The organism is Pseudoalteromonas mucoides (genome assembly GCF_049257175.1).
Lineage (GTDB): Bacteria > Pseudomonadota > Gammaproteobacteria > Enterobacterales > Alteromonadaceae > Pseudoalteromonas.
Genome location: NZ_JBMMUC010000025.1, coordinates 40,378 through 57,521, shown reverse-complemented (window position 1 = coordinate 57,521; position 17,144 = coordinate 40,378). Strand labels below are relative to the sequence as shown.

The 17,144-nt window shown below is 39.6% G+C and carries 15 protein-coding genes and 8 tRNA genes; 4 read left to right on the top strand and 19 right to left on the bottom strand.

Features of this window, described 5'->3' with window-relative positions:
- Window positions 1-496 precede the first annotated feature (496 nt).
- A complete protein-coding gene (locus AAEU30_RS20680) occupies window positions 497-1,918 on the top strand; it encodes an alanine/glycine:cation symporter family protein (protein WP_421962171.1) in 1,422 nt (473 codons plus the stop codon).
- A gap of 59 nt (window positions 1,919-1,977) precedes the next feature.
- On the opposite strand, the gene AAEU30_RS20675 is transcribed toward AAEU30_RS20680, so the two are convergent.
- From AAEU30_RS20675 to AAEU30_RS20590, 18 genes are all read right to left on the bottom strand, one after another.
- A complete protein-coding gene (locus AAEU30_RS20675) occupies window positions 1,978-2,412 on the bottom strand; it encodes a hypothetical protein (RefSeq protein ID WP_421962170.1) in 435 nt (144 codons plus the stop codon).
- A 111-nt stretch (window positions 2,413-2,523) separates the two neighbouring features.
- Window positions 2,524-2,610: transfer RNA gene (locus tag AAEU30_RS20670), tRNA-Leu, on the bottom strand.
- A 37-nt stretch (window positions 2,611-2,647) separates the two neighbouring features.
- Window positions 2,648-2,721, bottom strand: a tRNA-Cys gene (locus AAEU30_RS20665).
- Between the two features lie 19 nt (window positions 2,722-2,740).
- Window positions 2,741-2,816 (bottom strand) — tRNA-Gly (locus AAEU30_RS20660).
- A 51-nt stretch (window positions 2,817-2,867) separates the two neighbouring features.
- Window positions 2,868-2,954 (bottom strand) — tRNA-Leu (locus tag AAEU30_RS20655).
- A 39-nt stretch (window positions 2,955-2,993) separates the two neighbouring features.
- Window positions 2,994-3,069 (bottom strand) — tRNA-Gly (locus AAEU30_RS20650).
- Between the two features lie 87 nt (window positions 3,070-3,156).
- Window positions 3,157-3,243 (bottom strand) — tRNA-Leu (locus AAEU30_RS20645).
- Window positions 3,244-3,279: 36 nt separating this feature from the next.
- Window positions 3,280-3,353 (bottom strand) — tRNA-Cys (locus tag AAEU30_RS20640).
- A gap of 30 nt (window positions 3,354-3,383) precedes the next feature.
- A tRNA-Gly gene (locus tag AAEU30_RS20635) sits at window positions 3,384-3,459 on the bottom strand.
- Window positions 3,460-3,675: 216 nt separating this feature from the next.
- Window positions 3,676-4,221 carry a CDP-diacylglycerol--glycerol-3-phosphate 3-phosphatidyltransferase gene (gene pgsA, locus AAEU30_RS20630; protein WP_087533266.1) on the bottom strand — a complete coding sequence of 182 codons (546 nt, stop codon included), beginning with the start codon at window positions 4,219-4,221 and terminating at the stop codon, window positions 3,676-3,678.
- 42 nt (window positions 4,222-4,263) lie between these two features.
- Complete coding sequence (uvrC, locus tag AAEU30_RS20625) at window positions 4,264-6,087, bottom strand: excinuclease ABC subunit UvrC (RefSeq protein ID WP_421962169.1); 1,824 nt, start codon at window positions 6,085-6,087, stop codon at window positions 4,264-4,266.
- Window positions 6,088-6,096: 9 nt separating this feature from the next.
- Entirely contained in the window at window positions 6,097-6,747 is a 651-nt protein-coding gene (gene uvrY / locus AAEU30_RS20620; protein WP_087533264.1) for a UvrY/SirA/GacA family response regulator transcription factor, read from the bottom strand.
- 108 nt (window positions 6,748-6,855) lie between these two features.
- Complete coding sequence (locus AAEU30_RS20615; protein ID WP_421962168.1) at window positions 6,856-8,007, bottom strand: dicarboxylate/amino acid:cation symporter; 1,152 nt, start codon at window positions 8,005-8,007, stop codon at window positions 6,856-6,858.
- 151 nt (window positions 8,008-8,158) lie between these two features.
- Complete coding sequence (locus AAEU30_RS20610) at window positions 8,159-8,563, bottom strand: DUF1801 domain-containing protein (RefSeq protein WP_421962167.1); 405 nt, start codon at window positions 8,561-8,563, stop codon at window positions 8,159-8,161.
- Between the two features lie 200 nt (window positions 8,564-8,763).
- The gene (locus tag AAEU30_RS20605; protein WP_421962166.1) at window positions 8,764-9,606 is read right to left on the bottom strand and encodes an alpha/beta fold hydrolase; all 843 of its coding nucleotides are present in this window, start codon (window positions 9,604-9,606) and stop codon (window positions 8,764-8,766) included.
- A gap of 22 nt (window positions 9,607-9,628) precedes the next feature.
- Window positions 9,629-10,015 carry a DUF6768 family protein gene (locus AAEU30_RS20600; RefSeq protein ID WP_421962165.1) on the bottom strand — a complete coding sequence of 129 codons (387 nt, stop codon included), beginning with the start codon at window positions 10,013-10,015 and terminating at the stop codon, window positions 9,629-9,631.
- 9 nt (window positions 10,016-10,024) lie between these two features.
- A complete protein-coding gene (locus AAEU30_RS20595; protein WP_421962164.1) occupies window positions 10,025-10,543 on the bottom strand; it encodes an RNA polymerase sigma factor in 519 nt (172 codons plus the stop codon).
- A gap of 127 nt (window positions 10,544-10,670) precedes the next feature.
- A complete protein-coding gene (locus tag AAEU30_RS20590) occupies window positions 10,671-13,550 on the bottom strand; it encodes an insulinase family protein (RefSeq protein WP_421962163.1) in 2,880 nt (959 codons plus the stop codon).
- 172 nt (window positions 13,551-13,722) lie between these two features.
- Here AAEU30_RS20590 and AAEU30_RS20585 point away from each other — a divergent pair, with 172 nt between their 5' ends.
- Window positions 13,723-14,142, top strand: coding sequence for an MAPEG family protein (locus AAEU30_RS20585; protein ID WP_087533259.1), 420 nt, complete (start codon window positions 13,723-13,725; stop codon window positions 14,140-14,142).
- A gap of 41 nt (window positions 14,143-14,183) precedes the next feature.
- Here the strand turns inward: AAEU30_RS20585 and AAEU30_RS20580 are convergent, their stop codons facing one another.
- The gene (locus AAEU30_RS20580; protein ID WP_421962162.1) at window positions 14,184-14,939 is read right to left on the bottom strand and encodes a peptidylprolyl isomerase; all 756 of its coding nucleotides are present in this window, start codon (window positions 14,937-14,939) and stop codon (window positions 14,184-14,186) included.
- Between the two features lie 261 nt (window positions 14,940-15,200).
- Here AAEU30_RS20580 and AAEU30_RS20575 point away from each other — a divergent pair, with 261 nt between their 5' ends.
- Both AAEU30_RS20575 and ushA read left to right on the top strand, forming a co-directional pair.
- Window positions 15,201-15,398, top strand: a complete 198-nt coding sequence (locus tag AAEU30_RS20575; RefSeq protein WP_087533257.1) for a hypothetical protein — start codon at window positions 15,201-15,203, stop codon at window positions 15,396-15,398.
- Between the two features lie 77 nt (window positions 15,399-15,475).
- A complete protein-coding gene (gene ushA, locus AAEU30_RS20570; RefSeq protein WP_421962161.1) occupies window positions 15,476-17,110 on the top strand; it encodes a bifunctional UDP-sugar hydrolase/5'-nucleotidase UshA in 1,635 nt (544 codons plus the stop codon).
- The last annotated feature ends 34 nt before the right edge of the window (window positions 17,111-17,144 follow it).

The following is a 17,144-nucleotide window of genomic DNA, read 5'->3' as shown; positions in this document are numbered from 1 at the left end:
GTCACTCAGTTTCAATTGAGACTCTAAATTTTTTGCCTTACTTAGCGAACTAAGCTCGGCTGTTAGAACTCAATCTGTACGAGTGCCCACACAGATGATTGCTTTATATTGTTAAAGAACGTTTGAGTTGCCTTAGCGACTCAAGGGAAGCGAATCTTACGCCTTCCTATTTTTTTGTCAACACTTAAGTTTAAACTTTTAAAAAATCTAAACTCAAGTTTTACTCGACTTACTAAGTGACTTGCTTGCCTCGCTAAGCGTTGCCTGCTCTGCCGTCTCAGTGGGGTCGCATTATAGGGAGATACAAACTTTACGCAAGCGTTTTTATTCATAAATGTGCATTTAATTTTTCCACTCATGATACCCAAAAGAAATTGACAACTTACTAACAAAACCCTGTGGATAACCTGCCTTTTTTCATCTCTACACTAAACTATCTGTTCAGCTTATGGTAACTTGCCCGCTGTTTTACATACTCGTTCATTAGGCATATAACATGATAGATATAATAAATAGTATAAGTGGACTATTATGGGGTCATATTCTCGTCTACTTATTAATAGCAGCTGGACTGTTCTTTACCATCAAACTTAAGTTCATTCAATTTGCGCAATTCCCTCACATGATTAAGGTCATGTTTAATTCTCGCCAATGTGATAAAAATGGCATCTCATCATTTCAGGCCTTTTGCACTTCTCTCGCAGCGCGGGTAGGTACTGGTAATATGGCAGGCGTTGCTGTAGCACTTTATTTAGGTGGTGCAGGTGCTATTTTTTGGATGTGGCTGATTGCATTAATAGGTATGGCTACCAGTTTTGCTGAAAGTACTTTAGCACAAGCGTACAAAACACGGGATGAACATGGTAACTTTCGTGGTGGTCCTGCTTATTACATGCAATATGGTTTAGGTAAGCGCTGGATGGGAGTAATATTTTCGCTGTGCCTGATCTTAGCATTTGGCTTGGTATTTAATGCAGTGCAATCAAACTCAATCGCCGCTGCTTTTGAGGTTGCCTTTGACGTACCCAAATATATAGTCGGCATCGTGCTCGTTATTGGCTCCGGCATTATTATATTTGGTGGGCTTAAAACGATTTCTCGATTTGCTGAAATGGTTGTGCCTTTTATGGCTCTCGCTTATTTGCTCGTCGCATTATATGTTTGTGCTACAAACGCCGCAGAACTTCCTAGTGTATTTATGCGGATCATAAACAGTGCATTTGGATTAGAGCAAGCTGGCGCTGGGGCAATCGGCTACGGTGTTATGCAAGCTATGATTCAAGGGATCAAGCGCGGTTTATTTTCAAATGAAGCAGGTATGGGTAGTGCCGCGAATGCTGCAGCTACTGCAACACCTAATCCTCCGCATCCGGCATCACAAGGTTATGTGCAAATGCTGGGTGTGTTTATCGATACTGTAGTGATCTGTAGTGCAACTGCTGCGTTGATATTACTTTCTGAGCAACTTATCGCAGACTCTGGTGTTACTGGTATTGCTCTAACACAGGCCGCGCTTGAAGAACACGTTGGTAGCTGGGGTGCCGTTTTTGTCGCTATTGCAATACTATTCTTTGCGTTTACTTCTATTGTTGCTAACTATTCATATGCAGAAACTAATTTGCTCTTTTTAGAGCACAACCATGAACATGGTATGCTTATCTTCCGCATAATTGTACTTGCAATGGTGATGTTTGGTTCTGTGAGTGAGCTAGGTCTTATTTGGACTTTAGCTGATATTTCCATGGGTTTGATGGCAATAGTCAACGTTATTGCCCTGTTTATGTTATCTGGTGTCGTATTCTGGCTTTCGAATGATTACAACGCACAACATAAAGCCGGAAAAATTCCGAGTTTCGATCCAACCCAGAATAAACAACTTGATCAAAGCATACCAAAAGGTATTTGGCATAAAGACTAATAGCTATAGGTGTTAACTAAGGGAGCCTCCGTGCTCCCTTTTTAGTGTCTTGGTTTCATTTAATTTTTGTTTTCTACGATCAGCATAAAAATCCCCATTGCCTTATCTACTTGCTGCGAGTCAAATTTAGCTTCCAGTTCTTTGTTTAGTTGTAATTGTTGTTTAAGAGCTAACTTCTGTGCCGTTGACATCAGTTCTGAAGAGCTAGTTTGATACTCTTGTATTGCTGTCATCACCTTTTGCAATGCCCGTTTATCAATATTAGCAATAGAGAGTGAAGACAGTTTCTCTTTGCCTGATGCTATTTTATCTTGAGTATGTTCGACCATTTGGCTGACTTGCGTTACTAATGTACTGACCTCACTAATTTTAAGGACATCGCTTACAGTAGATAAAACAATTGCGACTGGTATTAAAACTAATGAAAGCGCTAAACATTCACCAAATACAGCTCCTACCCAGAATTGGTTAAGACCCTGCTTAAAGTTCTCCATACAGTAGTTATCTTAAACGCATTGATGGATTAAATGTATAGTATTAGATTTGAAATATGAATTTATTTGTATGATTTAGTTTAGAAGGTTTTTCTAATAGAAGATATAAAGTGGTGCCCGAGGCCGGACTTGAACCGGCACGACTTGTTAGTCGAGGGATTTTAAATCCCTTGTGTCTACCAATTCCACCACTCGGGCATCGAGTTTGCTATTTAAAGCATGTGGAGTAATTAAATGGAGGCGGAACCCGGAGTCGAACCGAGGTGGACGGATTTGCAATCCGCTGCATGGCCACTCTGCCATTCCGCCTTAACGCTTCCAAATAATTTGGAGCGGCACACGAGGCTCGAACTCGTGACCTCGACCTTGGCAAGGTCGCGCTCTACCAACTGAGCTAGTGCCGCATTATTAAGTATTTATCTTACTTTCAATTATCTTGGTAAAATAATTAAAAGTGGTGCCCGAGGCCGGACTTGAACCGGCACGACTTGTTAGTCGAGGGATTTTAAATCCCTTGTGTCTACCAATTCCACCACTCGGGCATCGAGTTTGCTATTTAAAGCAAGTGGATAAAACTAATATGGAGCGGCACACGAGGCTCGAACTCGTGACCTCGACCTTGGCAAGGTCGCGCTCTACCAACTGAGCTAGTGCCGCATCATATTAATTCTAATTTTTACATAAACTAATTTATGTAACATTGTTTTTATAAATTACACTTGGCGATGTAATTAAACCACAAAGTGGTGCCCGAGGCCGGACTTGAACCGGCACGACTTGTTAGTCGAGGGATTTTAAATCCCTTGTGTCTACCAATTCCACCACTCGGGCATCGAGTTTGCTATTTAAAGCATGTGGAGTGTTGAATGGAGGCGGAACCCGGAGTCGAACCGAGGTGGACGGATTTGCAATCCGCTGCATGGCCACTCTGCCATTCCGCCCCAATACCGGGGTTAGCCTTTAAGATAAATTGGAGCGGCACACGAGGCTCGAACTCGTGACCTCGACCTTGGCAAGGTCGCGCTCTACCAACTGAGCTAGTGCCGCTTAATACTTGTAAACTGTTAGCTTGTTGGTTCACGACTATATCGTGATAAAACATTCTAGCAACTTACCAGTGTTACTTTATTTATCTAAGGGGCTATGCCCTCTCAACACGGACGCATTCTACAGAGATTATTAAACGCGTCAATACAAAAAATGCTAGTTTTGAACTGTTTGATTATTTTTTATCTAAAACGGTGCGTTATTAGACGTTTACAATCAATTTTTAGTCAATTCACTCCATGCAGCTACTAAATATTGCAGCATTGAACTCAATGTTAAGAAGGTTGCAATGTACAATAAGCCATAGCTTAAATACATCATCCACGTATCGTACTGCCAGATCAGGCCTATTATGGCTAACATTTGTGCAGCTGTTTTGATCTTGCCCATATTTGATACAGCAACATTCCCTCTTTTGCCCTGCTCAGCCATCCATTCGCGTAAAGCCGATATAACTATCTCGCGACTGATAATGATTAGCGCTGGAATGGTCATATACATAGATTGATAGTAACTAGATAGTGCAACAAGTGCGGCGCACACCATTACTTTATCTGCTACAGGATCTAAAAATGCACCAAAGGGAGTTGATTGCTCAAGCTTACGCGCTAGGTAGCCATCAAGAATATCGGTTATTGATGCAAGCCAAAAAATAAATGCGGCAGCAAAAAACGCCCATGAATAAGGTAAATAAAATATCACCAAAAAAATGGGGATAAGAAAAAGTCTAAAGGTTGTGAGTGTGTTTGGAATATTCCACATAACTACTTGGAGATGTCTTTTTTTCTATATTCGCACGAAGGGCTAGCCCTTGTCATGCAAATGATTAAATATCTTCTCAGCCATGTCAGGGCTGATCCCAGGAACTTGCTTTAATTGGTCTATATTAGCAGCTTTTACACCCTGCATGCCCCCTAAAAATTTTAATAAAGTTTGGCGTCGTACAGATCCCACACCACTTATCTCTTCTAACAAAGATTGTGTGCGTTGTTTTTGACGTTTATTTCGGTGCCCTGCAATTGCAAAACGGTGTGATTCATCACGAATATGTTGGATTAAGTGTAAGGCCGGTGCATCAGAATCCATAGGAATCGTTTTGCGACCACCATCAATGAGTAATGTTTCTAAGCCTGGTTTACGACTCGTCCCTTTAGCAACACCAACTAACAACGGCATTTTAACATGTGGCCAAATTTCAAAGTATTGCTCAGCTCGAGAAAGCTGCCCTTTACCACCATCAATAAATATAACGTCAGGAATTTTATCTTCATCTACAAGCTTGTTGTAACGCTTATTTAAAGCAAACTCCATCGCGGCATAGTCATCGCCCCCTGTGATCCCTGTTACATTAAAGCGACGATACTCTTTGTTATTTGGACCTTGGGAGTCAAATACAACACAACTCGCTACTGTGTTTTCACCCATAGTATGGCTGATATCAAAACATTCCATTCGATTAATATCATCTAGTCCTAAAGTTGCTTTAAGCTGCGCATAACGTTTATTAATGGAGTCGATAGTACTTTGTTTAACACTGATACTATTTAATGCATTTTTATTCGCAAGCTGTAAGTACTGACCGCGCTCACCTCGGGTAACAGTTTTTAAGTTAACTTTACGCTCACTTATTTGGCTCATTGCTTCACTCAGTACAGGCGCTTCTTCAAGCGCAAAAGGTAAAATAACTTCTTTTGCAATTCGCCCCGTGGCCCCTGGCGCTAAATAGTACTGCCCTAAAAATGAGGTTAAGATTTCTTCTTGTGTTGAATCTTTAGGTACCTTTGGAAAGTACGTTTTACTGCCCAATACTTTATGATCGCGTATCATTAATAAATGAATACCGTTAAGTCCATTTAAATGAGCAAAGCCAACCACATCCATCTCGGCGTAATTACCTGAGATCGATTGCTGTTCTTGCATCTTACGCAGTAACATTATTTGGTCGCGTATCTTCGCAGCAAGCTCAAAATGTAAAGCTTCACTAGCAGCTTCCATTTTACTTATAAGTTCCGCGATGACTTCGTGAGACTTACCCGTTAGAAATTTACGAACATAATCGACTTGTTGAGTATATTCTTCATCACTTACTTTATTAACGCATGGCGCTGAACAACGCTTTAATTGGTATTGTAAACACGGACGGCTACGTGCACGATAGTAAGCATCTTCACATTGACGAACAGGAAAAATCTTTTGCATTAAGCGCAAGCTTTCTGACACTGCACCTGCACTAGGAAAAGGGCCAAAGTATTCACCTTTGACCTTTCGGCTACCACGGTGAAACGCAAGTCGGGGATGCTTATGAGAAGTTAATAAAATATAGGGATAAGATTTATCGTCACGCAGCAATATGTTGTAGCGCGGTTGGTATTTTTTTATTAAATTATTTTCAAGTAACAGCGCTTCGGTTTCAGTATTCGTTAAGGTAATGTCGATACCACAAATATTACTAACCAACACACGTGTTTTACTGTCTGTTACATTGCTACGAAAATAGCTACTAACACGCTTTTTAAGGTTTTTTGCCTTACCAACGTAGATAACTTTCTCTTCACTATCAAGCATCCTGTATACACCAGGTTCACTTGATAGTGTTTTTAGAAAGTGGGCATGATCAAATTCGGCCATAAAACAGATTTAGTGCGAACTGTCTATGTCGATCATTTTATGGCGTATAGCCAAGTGTGTAAGCTCAACATCACCGCTTACATTAAGTTTTTCAAACATGCGATAACGGTAACTATTCACTGTTTTAGAACTTAAATTAAGGCGTTCAGCAATATCCTGCACTTTTTCACCTTTGGTGATCATTAACATGATTTGTAGTTCACGCTCAGATAAACTTTGGAATGGGTTTTCGTCAGTGCGCCCTGTAACTTGTGCTAGTGCAATTTGCTGGGCAATTTCGGGGGCGATATAACGCTGGCCTGCATTTACGGCTCGAATGGCATTTACCATTTCATCAGAGCCTGCCCCTTTAGTTAGGTAACCATGTGCACCAATTTGCATTACTTTACTTGGGAATGGATCTTCGCAATGTACCGTTAGCACAATAATTTTAACATCAGGGCAATAGCGGCAAATTTTCTTCGTCGCCTCTAGACCACCAATACCTGGCATGTTCATGTCCATTAAAACAATATCAGGTGAATGCTGGCGGCAAAATTGCACGGCCTCTTCACCTGTTTTTGCTTCTCCAACCACTTTGAATCCACGAATATCATCTAATATACGTCTGATCCCTGTGCGTACAAGCTCATGGTCATCAACTAAAAGCACATTAATCAATGGAACACCCTCATATAACCTAACAGCATGTCATAACGACAATTTAATGCGTCACATTAACACATAAAAGATGAAACGATAAATGTATTATCGTTTCACAATACGAATTTAAGATGACGCTTTTTCACTAAAACGGTCAACCCACAAAGCAATTACACCATCACCGGTTACATTACAGGCAGTGCCAAAACTATCTTGTGCTAAGTAAAGTGCAATCATCAGCGCAACAGCACCCTCATTAAAACCAAGCATACTCGTTAATAAACCCAGCGCTGACATTACCGCGCCACCTGGTGCACCAGGCGCTGCAATCATCACGACACCTAACATCATAATAAATGGCAACATACCAAATAAAGACGGCACATCCATACTAGGTGATAAAAACATCACCGCCATCGCACACGTTACAATCGTGATGGTTGAACCCGATAGATGAATGGTGGCGCACAGTGGAACTGTAAAGTTAGCAACATCGTCTTTTACATTATTTGCTTTACTTGCACGCAATGACACAGGAATGGTCGCAGCACTCGACATAGTACCTAGCGCTGTAAAATAAGCAGGAAGCATATTTTTGATTAATTCAACAGGGTTTCTTTTTAATAAAATACCACTACCAATATACAGAATGCTTAACCACAGCCAATGCATAACTAATGCTGCAACAAGTACCACACCAAAAGTTTGTAACGTGTCTACAACAGTCCCTGCAACCGTCATTTCAGCGAACACACCGGCAATATAAAATGGCAACGCCGGGATGATAACTTTTGCCAATAAACCATCAATAACATCACGCCCCTGATCAGATACCTTTTTCAGCGTTTCTAGTTCAAGTTGGCTCATACCAATACCAAAAACAAACGCTGTTGCAAGAGCGGTCATTACACCCATTAAAGGAGGGATTTCTAAGTCAATAAAACTGGCGACTTCTGTTGCAACTTCAGCTTCAAAGCTCAGGCCACCATCAAACAGAGGTATAATAGCACTGACAACTAATACAGCTAGCGTACCCGCTATCACAGTTGAGCCATAAGCAAACCCAACCGTTTTGCCAAGTAAATGCCCTGAGCCTTTTGGTAAGCCTGCAATACCTGAGGCGATAAAGAATAAAATAATTAATGGGATAGTAAATGAGATCAATTGTCCTATGATTTCTTTAACAGTATAAAGAAGTTCAACACCTGTTAGTGGAACATATAAACCCACTAAAATTCCGCCGAGTATGCCGGCTATTAATTTTATTATTAACGTCATTATAGTCACTTCATAAATTCTAATATTGAAGTTTTAACATGTTTTTAAATACATGTGTCATAAAACAGCTTAAAAACTGTTTGTTTGCACAAAATATCTTCAGTCCACAACTTCAGTAGGTAAAAGTTACCTAAAATAATTATAAATAAATCTATGTACCTAATAATGGCAGGTGCTTTATTTTTTTGTAACGTAAGGCCAGAGACAAACAATGCGCAAGCTCTTTATTTGGCAGTGTTTGGCTGATTTCAAATACCAACGCACGGTTGCCTTGATAGACAAAGGTATCACCATACAACTCTTTAAATGTGTCGATCAGTTTGGTTTTACAGTTAAAGTAAATACAAAAATGCTGCGGTAGCTTTTCTTTATAATCAAATCTAATCACAGAGCCACTTTTTGAGATATAGCTTGGCTCACCCCACTTTAGTGTTTCTTCAAGTTCACTGCTCCCTTCTTCAGTTGCAACCTTGAGGATTAAGCTCCTCACCTCATTTAATACAACAGCAACGTCTGCAGGGTAAGTGGCGAATTTTTTTCTAACCTGTTCATTCACATATCATTCCTAAATTATAATAGATTTTTTCTTCGGCTCAAGTATAAGTACTTTTTCGACATCATTGCTTTGCTTGTACTTGAGTAATTTAGCGTTAGTTAAAATAGTTCAACATCTATTTAATAACACTCAGTGCCACAGCAGAATTAAGAATAGCTCACTGTAAATTCTTAACCTACTTAAAGCTTAGCAAAATATGATCATGGCTGCTTATTATCATCCAATATCTTTATTAAACGCTTTAGCTCTAGAAGCACCAGCGTAGGTTCATCATTTTGAATAAAATGACTACTTTTTGCTGTTAATACACTGCGCCCTTGAGGAAATTCAGCAGCCCAACTCTGCCACATCTCCCCCCACATTGTTCTACCCTTATCGGTAAAAAACAAATTACTTGGCTCAGCTACTTTACGCACAGATGCGATAACAGTCACGGGCATATCTTTAATCTTCGGATAATCAGGTAAAGGGCGTTTACTCCAAAAGTCTAAATATTGATTCGACATTCCATTTGCCATATCACTTAGTTTTATTTGCGCTATTTGTTTATTCCCTTGCTCTAGGTTTATGGCACGTAATATATCTACATCGTGCTCAGAAGAGGGATCGAGCATGAGTAATGCATTTAATCGTTGTGAATATTTTGCAGCAAAATCTCGCGCGACACTGCCTCCATAAGAATGCGCAACAAGTATCACTGGTTTTGAAATGTCCAACGCCAACAAGAACTCACTCAAGTGATCAGCATAATCCATTGAAGTGAAATGCCGTTTAATTGCGGTTGAGTTACCATTGCCGACACGCGAGTATCGAATAACCTTAGTTTGCTCAGCTATGGAACTAAAAACCGAGTTCCAATCATCCAGACCAGCACTACCGCCCGCCTCTAGAACCACAATTTGTTTACCAGCACCTGCAACTTCATATTCCAAGTCAAAGCCATCTACCTTTACAAATGCGGCTTTAGCATTTGCAGAAAACAATAAAAATAGAGTGAATACCAAGAAGCTATTAGTATTAACGCCTAGAGATCTTAACTGCATTGTATTTCCCTTTACATTTAGCTTAGTTTTGACTGTTGGAGCTAAAATGCTCACTGAGCATTAGCCTGATTTCAAGCTCGCTTCGCTTGATTTCTTTAGTTATCGATTGTCGGTTCATTTCCATAAACAGCCACAGCTTTATTGCAATTTGCATCATTAAACTACTGACAAAACACACTGCCCAAAACAATTGCTGCTCGGAATTAAAAAATTGATACGCTGATAGTATAAAAATAGCTGTAAGTATAAAAGCGAAAAACGTACCTAGAATAGTCCAAAGTCGCATTTTTCCCTTATATAAACCAGTTAGTTGCTTAAATAAGCTAGGATCACTCTCTAAAATAGACTCTAAATTGTGTTGCTCTACTTGCAAACTCTGTTTAATTTTTTCATCAAAATTCATCATCATTCTCTCCAATTACTCATTTAACCCTATTGCCAGTTGCGCTCTTGCTCGGTGTAAGCGTGACTTTACCGTTCCAACCGCTACACCTGTTATTAAAGCAATGTCACTAATTGACATTTGCTCTAGATAAAATAAGTAAATACAGTGCCGCTCACTATCCGGCAGGTTATTTATTAGTTTCAGTAAATCAATCGATTGTTCATTACTGCTCGTCATATCTGTTGCTTGTTCATGCTTATCTGACTGAAAACTTTCTATGTTTCTACTTTTGCGCGCTGCATCAATAAATTTGTGATACACCACTCTAAATAACCACGCTTTAAATACACTTGGCTCTTTTAATTTACGTATATCTTTTGCCACCACAGCCCACGCTTCTTGCGTAATATCCTTTGCTAAGTCCGTCTGCTTGCACAACTTCATCGAAAAGAGAAAGCTGGGTCTATATAGCTGCCTACATAGCGAGTCAAATGCAGACTCATCGCCCTGCTGCGCATTAATGACAGCAAGCGTTATTTGCGTCGAATTCATGCAATTCCTTTATATCTTTTCTACAAGACGGTTTAGCTTAGTAAAAGGTTCGCAACTTTTTATTTTTTACAAAAAAGCCCAAGCAATTGCTTGGGCTCATTGTAGAGTTAACACTTAAACCGCTCAGTTACTTTTGCAATTTAATACCATCAAAGTGCGCTTGTAAGTCTGTAACCAACGTTTGTTTTGGTAAATCTGCATATGGTTTTTCTGCAAATTTACTTCCACGTAGTTGTACATTTAAACGTGCTGCTTGTGGGTTTAGCATAGTTTGTTTGTAGTAATCTTTAATATCCGCGAGGGTTACTTTTTCAACTTCTGCAATTAACTTTTCTTTTGAGTCAAATCCAAAATTCTCACGGTACCAATCACCAATGAGTGGCCCCATTTCATCACTTAAGTTTTTAGGTTGCTCCTTAAGTGAAACAAGTGTAGCGTTTTTAAGTTGAGCAAAGGTTTCTTCACTCATGTTATCAAGCTCTACTGCGTATTGCTTTTTAAACTCATCAAAACGTGCTTGCATATCTTTCGGCCCTTTCACAGGCGTTTGAATAAACAAACCAATTGCGGAGTAATCTTCAATCGGACGAGCGAGTGCACCTACTGCATAAGCAAGTTGCTCTTCTGTACGCATTTTATCAAACGCGATAGTTCTAAAGTGATCTTGCAGTACTTGAGCTTGTGCTTTTTGTTTATAACCAGCCACAGGGTGCACGGTCATATCGATAATCGCCACATCTGCCACATCAATGTCTTTTTGCAAGACGATAGTTTCACCAGCTTGTGGTAACCATGCTTTACTACGTGCAAACGTGGTCGATTGGTGGTTCTTTGGTAATACATCGCTCAGCTCTGTCGCTATCGCCTCAACATCTTGCTGATTGTAATTACCGAAGGTAAACACACGCAGCTCGTTATTGCTGAAGGTATGCAGCTTAAGTTGCTCAAAATCAGCAAGCGTAATTGATTGGGCGGTTTTAATTAATTCGTCCGTATCAAAGCTACCCGTTCTGATCAGCTTTGAGTATTCGTCAAACGCTTGATAGAAAGGAAATTGCTTTTGTTTATTGAGTAAGCCACGTTGGAAGCGATCTAGCGCTTGCGCTAACCCTTGCTCCGTCGTTTGAACATTAATTGATTCAAGCGCTTGCGCTAACAATACATCTTGCTTATCTGTAAAGCCACTTAATGACAGGATTAAGCCATTATTCGCTTCAAGCCCAACACTCATGCCCGCTACAGCTGCTTCTGTGCTCAGTTTACTTTGCTGTAAGTTGTATAAATCAGCCCATACTGAATAAAGTACTTTTGCTTTGATGTCGGTTAATGCATCAGGCGTATTTAAATAAACCTCAACTAAACCTTTTGGTTGCTCAGCAAAGTTTTGACTTGCTTGTCGCCATACTTTAACGCCGCTTTTATCATAAACTAATTGTGGGTGTTTTTGCTGCGCAAATTCAGTAGTTTTAATAGCAAAGCTTTCTGGTAATAAACGGTTTACCGTAGGCAGTGCGAGGTCAAACTCACTTGCCTTACTCCAGCTTGCGACTTCGGCTTCACTGATATCTTCAATGCGGTATTTACCATCATAAAAATGCAGTTGTGAATCTGTTTCTTCTTGTTTAGACGTATACCAAATGCGTAATGTGTCAGCATTTAGCTGCTCTAGTACGCGGTTGATCGCAGCGGCATCGAATTTTGCATAATGGTATGGCGCATTAATAGCATGATTGATTGGGTACTCTTGCATACTACCTGCAAGGTTACTTACATAGCCAAACTCATCGCCTTTTTCTAAGAACTGAAATTGATTATTTAACGATGTACGGATTTCATTAAAGTATTTGCTATCAACCCCTTCTTTTTTGATTAAGTCAATGTACTGCATAATCGTCGCCACAATTGTTTCGCGATTTTTCATACCTTCGTCTGTTAATTGCACATCAACTGTAAGCGCACCATAGTTCCCGTAGTGAGTCGGAGTTGCACTTGCTGAAAGTTGCGACACCCAACCTTTATCACGCAGAATTTGTGCTGGGCTACCCTGCATTTCATTACTTAGTAAGTAGGCTACAAAGCGGTTTGGTTTAACAGCAAATTCATCACTATTATCAGTAATAGTAAAATCGAGTTGTAACTGTTTTACATCTTCATTTGGCGCATAATGAACACGCTTGCCGCCTACATTTTCAAAGTCTAATTTTTTAGTTACCGTTGGCTTTTCAATTTTTTTATCTTCAATATCAGCAAAGTACTTTTGTGCTTTAGCCTCCATATCACTCAACGGTAAATTTGAGATCATCGCTACTTTCATAATATTTGATGAGTAGTATTTATTATAAAAATCAACAGTTTCTTTATGTAGTGAACTGCCCTCTTTATCGCCTAGTGTTTCAAGGTTACCAATTAAAAAGCGGTTAGCTGGGTGATCGCCCATCATTTTACGGGCAAGTTTAAACTGACCAAAAAAGTCCATTTCACGGCGCATTGACCACTCTGCATTCACTGCATTTTTTTCTTTATCAGTATATTCAGGGTAAAGTTTAGGTGATTTGAAAAAATCAGCAAAGCGATCAAGTGCTTCATCATAGGCGTCATTATTTACTTTGAACATGTAATTTGTGATATCTAACCATGTATAAGCGTTATGTGCGCCACCATTTTTGGTCATGAAATCAGAATACCCTTTAGTGTCAGGGTAACGCTCAGTACCTAAAAACAACATATGCTCTAAATAATGCGCCATGCCTTGTTGGCTCATCGGATCATGCAGCAAACCAACACCTACACTGAGTGCTGCGGCAGATTTTTCAGCGCTTGGGTCTGATACTAAAATAACTTCGATTTCATTAGCTAATTTTAGGGTTTTATATTCACGGTTATCATTTGGGCTTATAACTAAAGTATCTGATAATAATGAGGTTTGTTGTTGGACTAGCGAAGTAGTTGTGCCACAACCCGTTAATACTGCAAGCGCAATTGCACTTAGGGTGATAATCTTTTTCATGCTCTGAGGTAATCCATCATATTATTTTATAATTCAAATCATCGGTAAATATCAAAATGCTTGCAATGATTTTCCTATATACTTTGTAACACATTGTAAATTGCAAAAACAAACTGGTAGTTTATAGGCACCTTGGAGACAACCCCCTCACAAACGAATAAAGGATACTAAAATGGAAAAATATTTATTGTTAGCCATGTTTGTTCAAGTCTTACTTACTTTTACCGTCATGGTTATAATGGGTCGCCGCCGCTTTGCAGCTGCAAAAAGTAAAGCGATTACTATGAGTGACTTCGCCACGATGAAATTAGACAACGCGGGCGATACCGTGCGCGTAGCCGATAGAAACTTTGTTAACCAGTTTGAAGTTCCAGTGTTATTTTTTGCAGCGAGCCTCGCGGCGATGCAAATGAATGCGGTAGGTTACTTATTTACTGTTATTGCGTGGAGTTTTGTCGCTTCGCGTATAATTCACACCGTTATTCACATTGGGGCTAATAACCTAAAACCACGCTACTACAGCTTTTTAGTAGGCTGCTTATTTGTATTAGTGATGTGGGTATTGGTAATACTGCGTGTATTTGGGATTTAAACATATCTGGATCGCTATCAATTAATAGCGATCCTAAATACTTATAGCTTACGACGGCGCTTCATGGCCAATAGTATTACAGGTAAGGCAAACCAGCCCATACTACCACTTGAATCAATATCAATAGGTTCTGATGTAGTATCTTCATCTATTAGAGTATTTTCGGTTGGTGATAAATTTACAGAAGAATTAGGGTCATCATCGAGCACAACCGCACTATTAATAGAGACTAAATTAGCAGATGTTATTACTGTATCTGCATTAGCACATTGTTCTGTGGTAATGTTAACAACAGGTGTAGTACCAAATTTAGTATCACAATGAACTAACTCGGCAATCGCATTTAATACCTCATAACTATCTTCTGTTATTTGCCCAAATACAGTAAAACCCCCATTTTGCACGTCTAAGTTGGCACTATTGTCTTTTAGATTAAAAAACCATTGGCTCGTCGCACTGTTTGCATCAGTACCGAGCTTGGCCATCGCAATCGTGCCTTTTACATTAGATAACACGGGCTCATTGATTACAGCGGGCTGTGCCTCTATCGCTTCAAAACTCTCGGTAAAAGTAAAGCCTCCCCCTTGGATCACAAAGTCATCCACGGAGCGATGAATAACGGTCTCATTATATGAATCGTTCACGACGTAGTTTAAAAAGTTCTCAACTGTTTTAGGTGTTTGTTGGTCAAATAAATTGATGGTAATTGTGCCCTGCGAAGTATGCATTTCTACAACGCTAGCATGAGTATTAAAAGATAAAGCGGCGAGCACACTACTCAATAATAGTTTTTTCATTAACTTTCTTTCCACGGTTATGTTGTTGTTATGTGAATTTAATGAAAAGAATAAATGACTTGGTTGATAATTACGATAGCTGCAACGTGCTTTACACAAAACACACCATAATGATTACAATTCGATTACAACCACTTACATTCAGCGCTTATTCGCTGACGTTATAGAAGTACATTATTTAAAACTAAACGATCTCAATTAGGGATTTGTATTTTGTTACCATGACTTCGACAATAAAAACACACAATAGGATTAACCGTCATGGCACATATCAACGAACACATTTGCGATTTTGGCTTGCATCAAGGCCAATCGTATACCCAACTCCCAGCGAGCTTTTTAAATTGGATGGTGGGTAGTAATCATGAAAAATCGGCACTAGCAGAACAAGAGTTACAACGCAGGCAACTTGCTGCAACGGGTCAATTACCTCAGCAAAATGACATGAAAATAGAATAATTACGTTATTTTGCAATAAAACTAGTTTAAACTATGCGCTTAATAAATAGCACAGTACTGACAACACGGGTCACATTATGCGCATACTATTTTTAATTTTTATTTTACTAAGCATCAGTGCATGTAGTAACAACCAGCCTCCTGCTGATACCCTTTCTAACAACCGGGTTCAGTATCTAACCGTTTTACATACCAATGATAATCATGGTCGCTTTTGGCATAATGAAAAAGGCGAATACGGTATGGCTGCACGTAAAACCTTAATCGACCAACTTCGTTCTGAAGCAACAGCACAAGGTCACGCAGTACTTCTATTATCAGGTGGTGATATAAACACCGGTATACCTGAATCTGACTTACAATTTGCTGAACCTGATTTCAAAGGGATGTCGTTAATTGGATACGATGCAATGGCATTAGGTAACCATGAATTTGATAATCCATTAACTGTTTTAAATAAACAGCAGAAATGGGCTAATTTCCCGCTTCTATCCGCTAATATTTTTGATAAAAAAACCGGTGAAAATGCGTTTAAAGAATACAAGATTTTCGACAAGCAAGGTTTAAAAATTGCTGTTATCGGTTTAACAACCACAGATACAGCAAAGATTGGTAACCCCCAGTATATTGGTGGGTTAGAGTTTAAAGAACCTATAGCAGTCACCAATGCATTAGTTACAAAAATAAAAAAGCAATACCAACCAGATATTGTCATTGCAGTAACCCATATGGGTCACTATGTTGATGCGTCATTCGGTATTAATGCTCCAGGCGATGTTACCCTTGCTCGCTCACTACCTAAAAACACACTGGATATGATCATTGGTGGCCACTCTCAAGAACCAATCTGTATGGCTGGCAACAATAAAAATGATGATGACTTCAAGCCGGGTAAAGCATGTAAACCTGATCAACAAAATGGCACTTGGATCATGCAAGCCCATGAATGGGGAAAATACGTAGGTAAGGCAGAGTTTAAACTCGAAAACGGCGAGTTAACTTTACTTGACTACACTTTATTACCCGTCAATCTATACATTGACACACCACAAGCTGACGGTACAACCAAGCCTGTCTTAGCAAATGACTATATTGCACCAAACCCTGAACTAAAGGCCTTTTTAGCTGAATATCAAGCAAAAGGAGCTAAACAAATTGAGGGGGAAATTGGGTTTGTGGATACCAAACTCGAAGGTGACCGTAATAAAGTTCGCTATCAACAAACAAACCTAGCTCGTGTGATCATTCAGGCGCAGATGGACAGCGTTGGCGCTGATTTTGGTATTATCAGTGGCGGCGGAGTACGTGATAGCATCGCGGCAGGTGAAGTCAGCTACAAAGATATTTTAAAAGTACATCCTTTTAAAAACCGTATTACGTATATGGATTGGCAAGGACAAGAGCTTTGGGATTATCTAGAGGTTGTAACAAGTTTTCCGCCTGATGCAGGAGCCTATTTACAATATCACAAACTGAGCTTTGAACGTGACGATAATAAGTTGATCAGTGTATCAATTAACAACGAGCCATTTAATATGAACCGAACCTACCGCATGAGTATCAATAGTTATAATGCATCTGGCGGTGATGGCTACCCAGCCCTGATTAAGCGTCAAGGTTATGTCAGTACCGAAGATACGGATGCACAAGCGCTTAAGCGTTTCTTTGAAGAAAACAGCCCTGTAAAGGCTGCTGAATTTGCACCAAAATAGGTTACACATGCATTGAGGTGATAAATCACCTCAA

Excerpts from the sequence above, each read along its gene's own strand:
- AAEU30_RS20680 (WP_421962171.1), top strand. The coding sequence starts at position 497 with ATGATAGATATAATAAATAGTATAAGTGGACTATTATGGGGTCATATT.
- AAEU30_RS20675 (WP_421962170.1), bottom strand. The coding sequence starts at position 2,412 with ATGGAGAACTTTAAGCAGGGTCTTAACCAATTCTGGGTAGGAGCTGTA.
- pgsA (WP_087533266.1), bottom strand. The coding sequence starts at position 4,221 with ATGTGGAATATTCCAAACACACTCACAACCTTTAGACTTTTTCTTATC.
- uvrC (WP_421962169.1), bottom strand. The coding sequence starts at position 6,087 with ATGGCCGAATTTGATCATGCCCACTTTCTAAAAACACTATCAAGTGAA.
- AAEU30_RS20615 (WP_421962168.1), bottom strand. The coding sequence starts at position 8,007 with ATGACGTTAATAATAAAATTAATAGCCGGCATACTCGGCGGAATTTTA.
- AAEU30_RS20605 (WP_421962166.1), bottom strand. The coding sequence starts at position 9,606 with ATGCAGTTAAGATCTCTAGGCGTTAATACTAATAGCTTCTTGGTATTC.
- AAEU30_RS20600 (WP_421962165.1), bottom strand. The coding sequence starts at position 10,015 with ATGATGATGAATTTTGATGAAAAAATTAAACAGAGTTTGCAAGTAGAG.
- AAEU30_RS20595 (WP_421962164.1), bottom strand. The coding sequence starts at position 10,543 with ATGAATTCGACGCAAATAACGCTTGCTGTCATTAATGCGCAGCAGGGC.
- AAEU30_RS20590 (WP_421962163.1), bottom strand. The coding sequence starts at position 13,550 with ATGAAAAAGATTATCACCCTAAGTGCAATTGCGCTTGCAGTATTAACG.
- AAEU30_RS20585 (WP_087533259.1), top strand. The coding sequence starts at position 13,723 with ATGGAAAAATATTTATTGTTAGCCATGTTTGTTCAAGTCTTACTTACT.
- AAEU30_RS20580 (WP_421962162.1), bottom strand. The coding sequence starts at position 14,939 with ATGAAAAAACTATTATTGAGTAGTGTGCTCGCCGCTTTATCTTTTAAT.
- AAEU30_RS20575 (WP_087533257.1), top strand. The coding sequence starts at position 15,201 with ATGGCACATATCAACGAACACATTTGCGATTTTGGCTTGCATCAAGGC.
- ushA (WP_421962161.1), top strand. The coding sequence starts at position 15,476 with ATGCGCATACTATTTTTAATTTTTATTTTACTAAGCATCAGTGCATGT.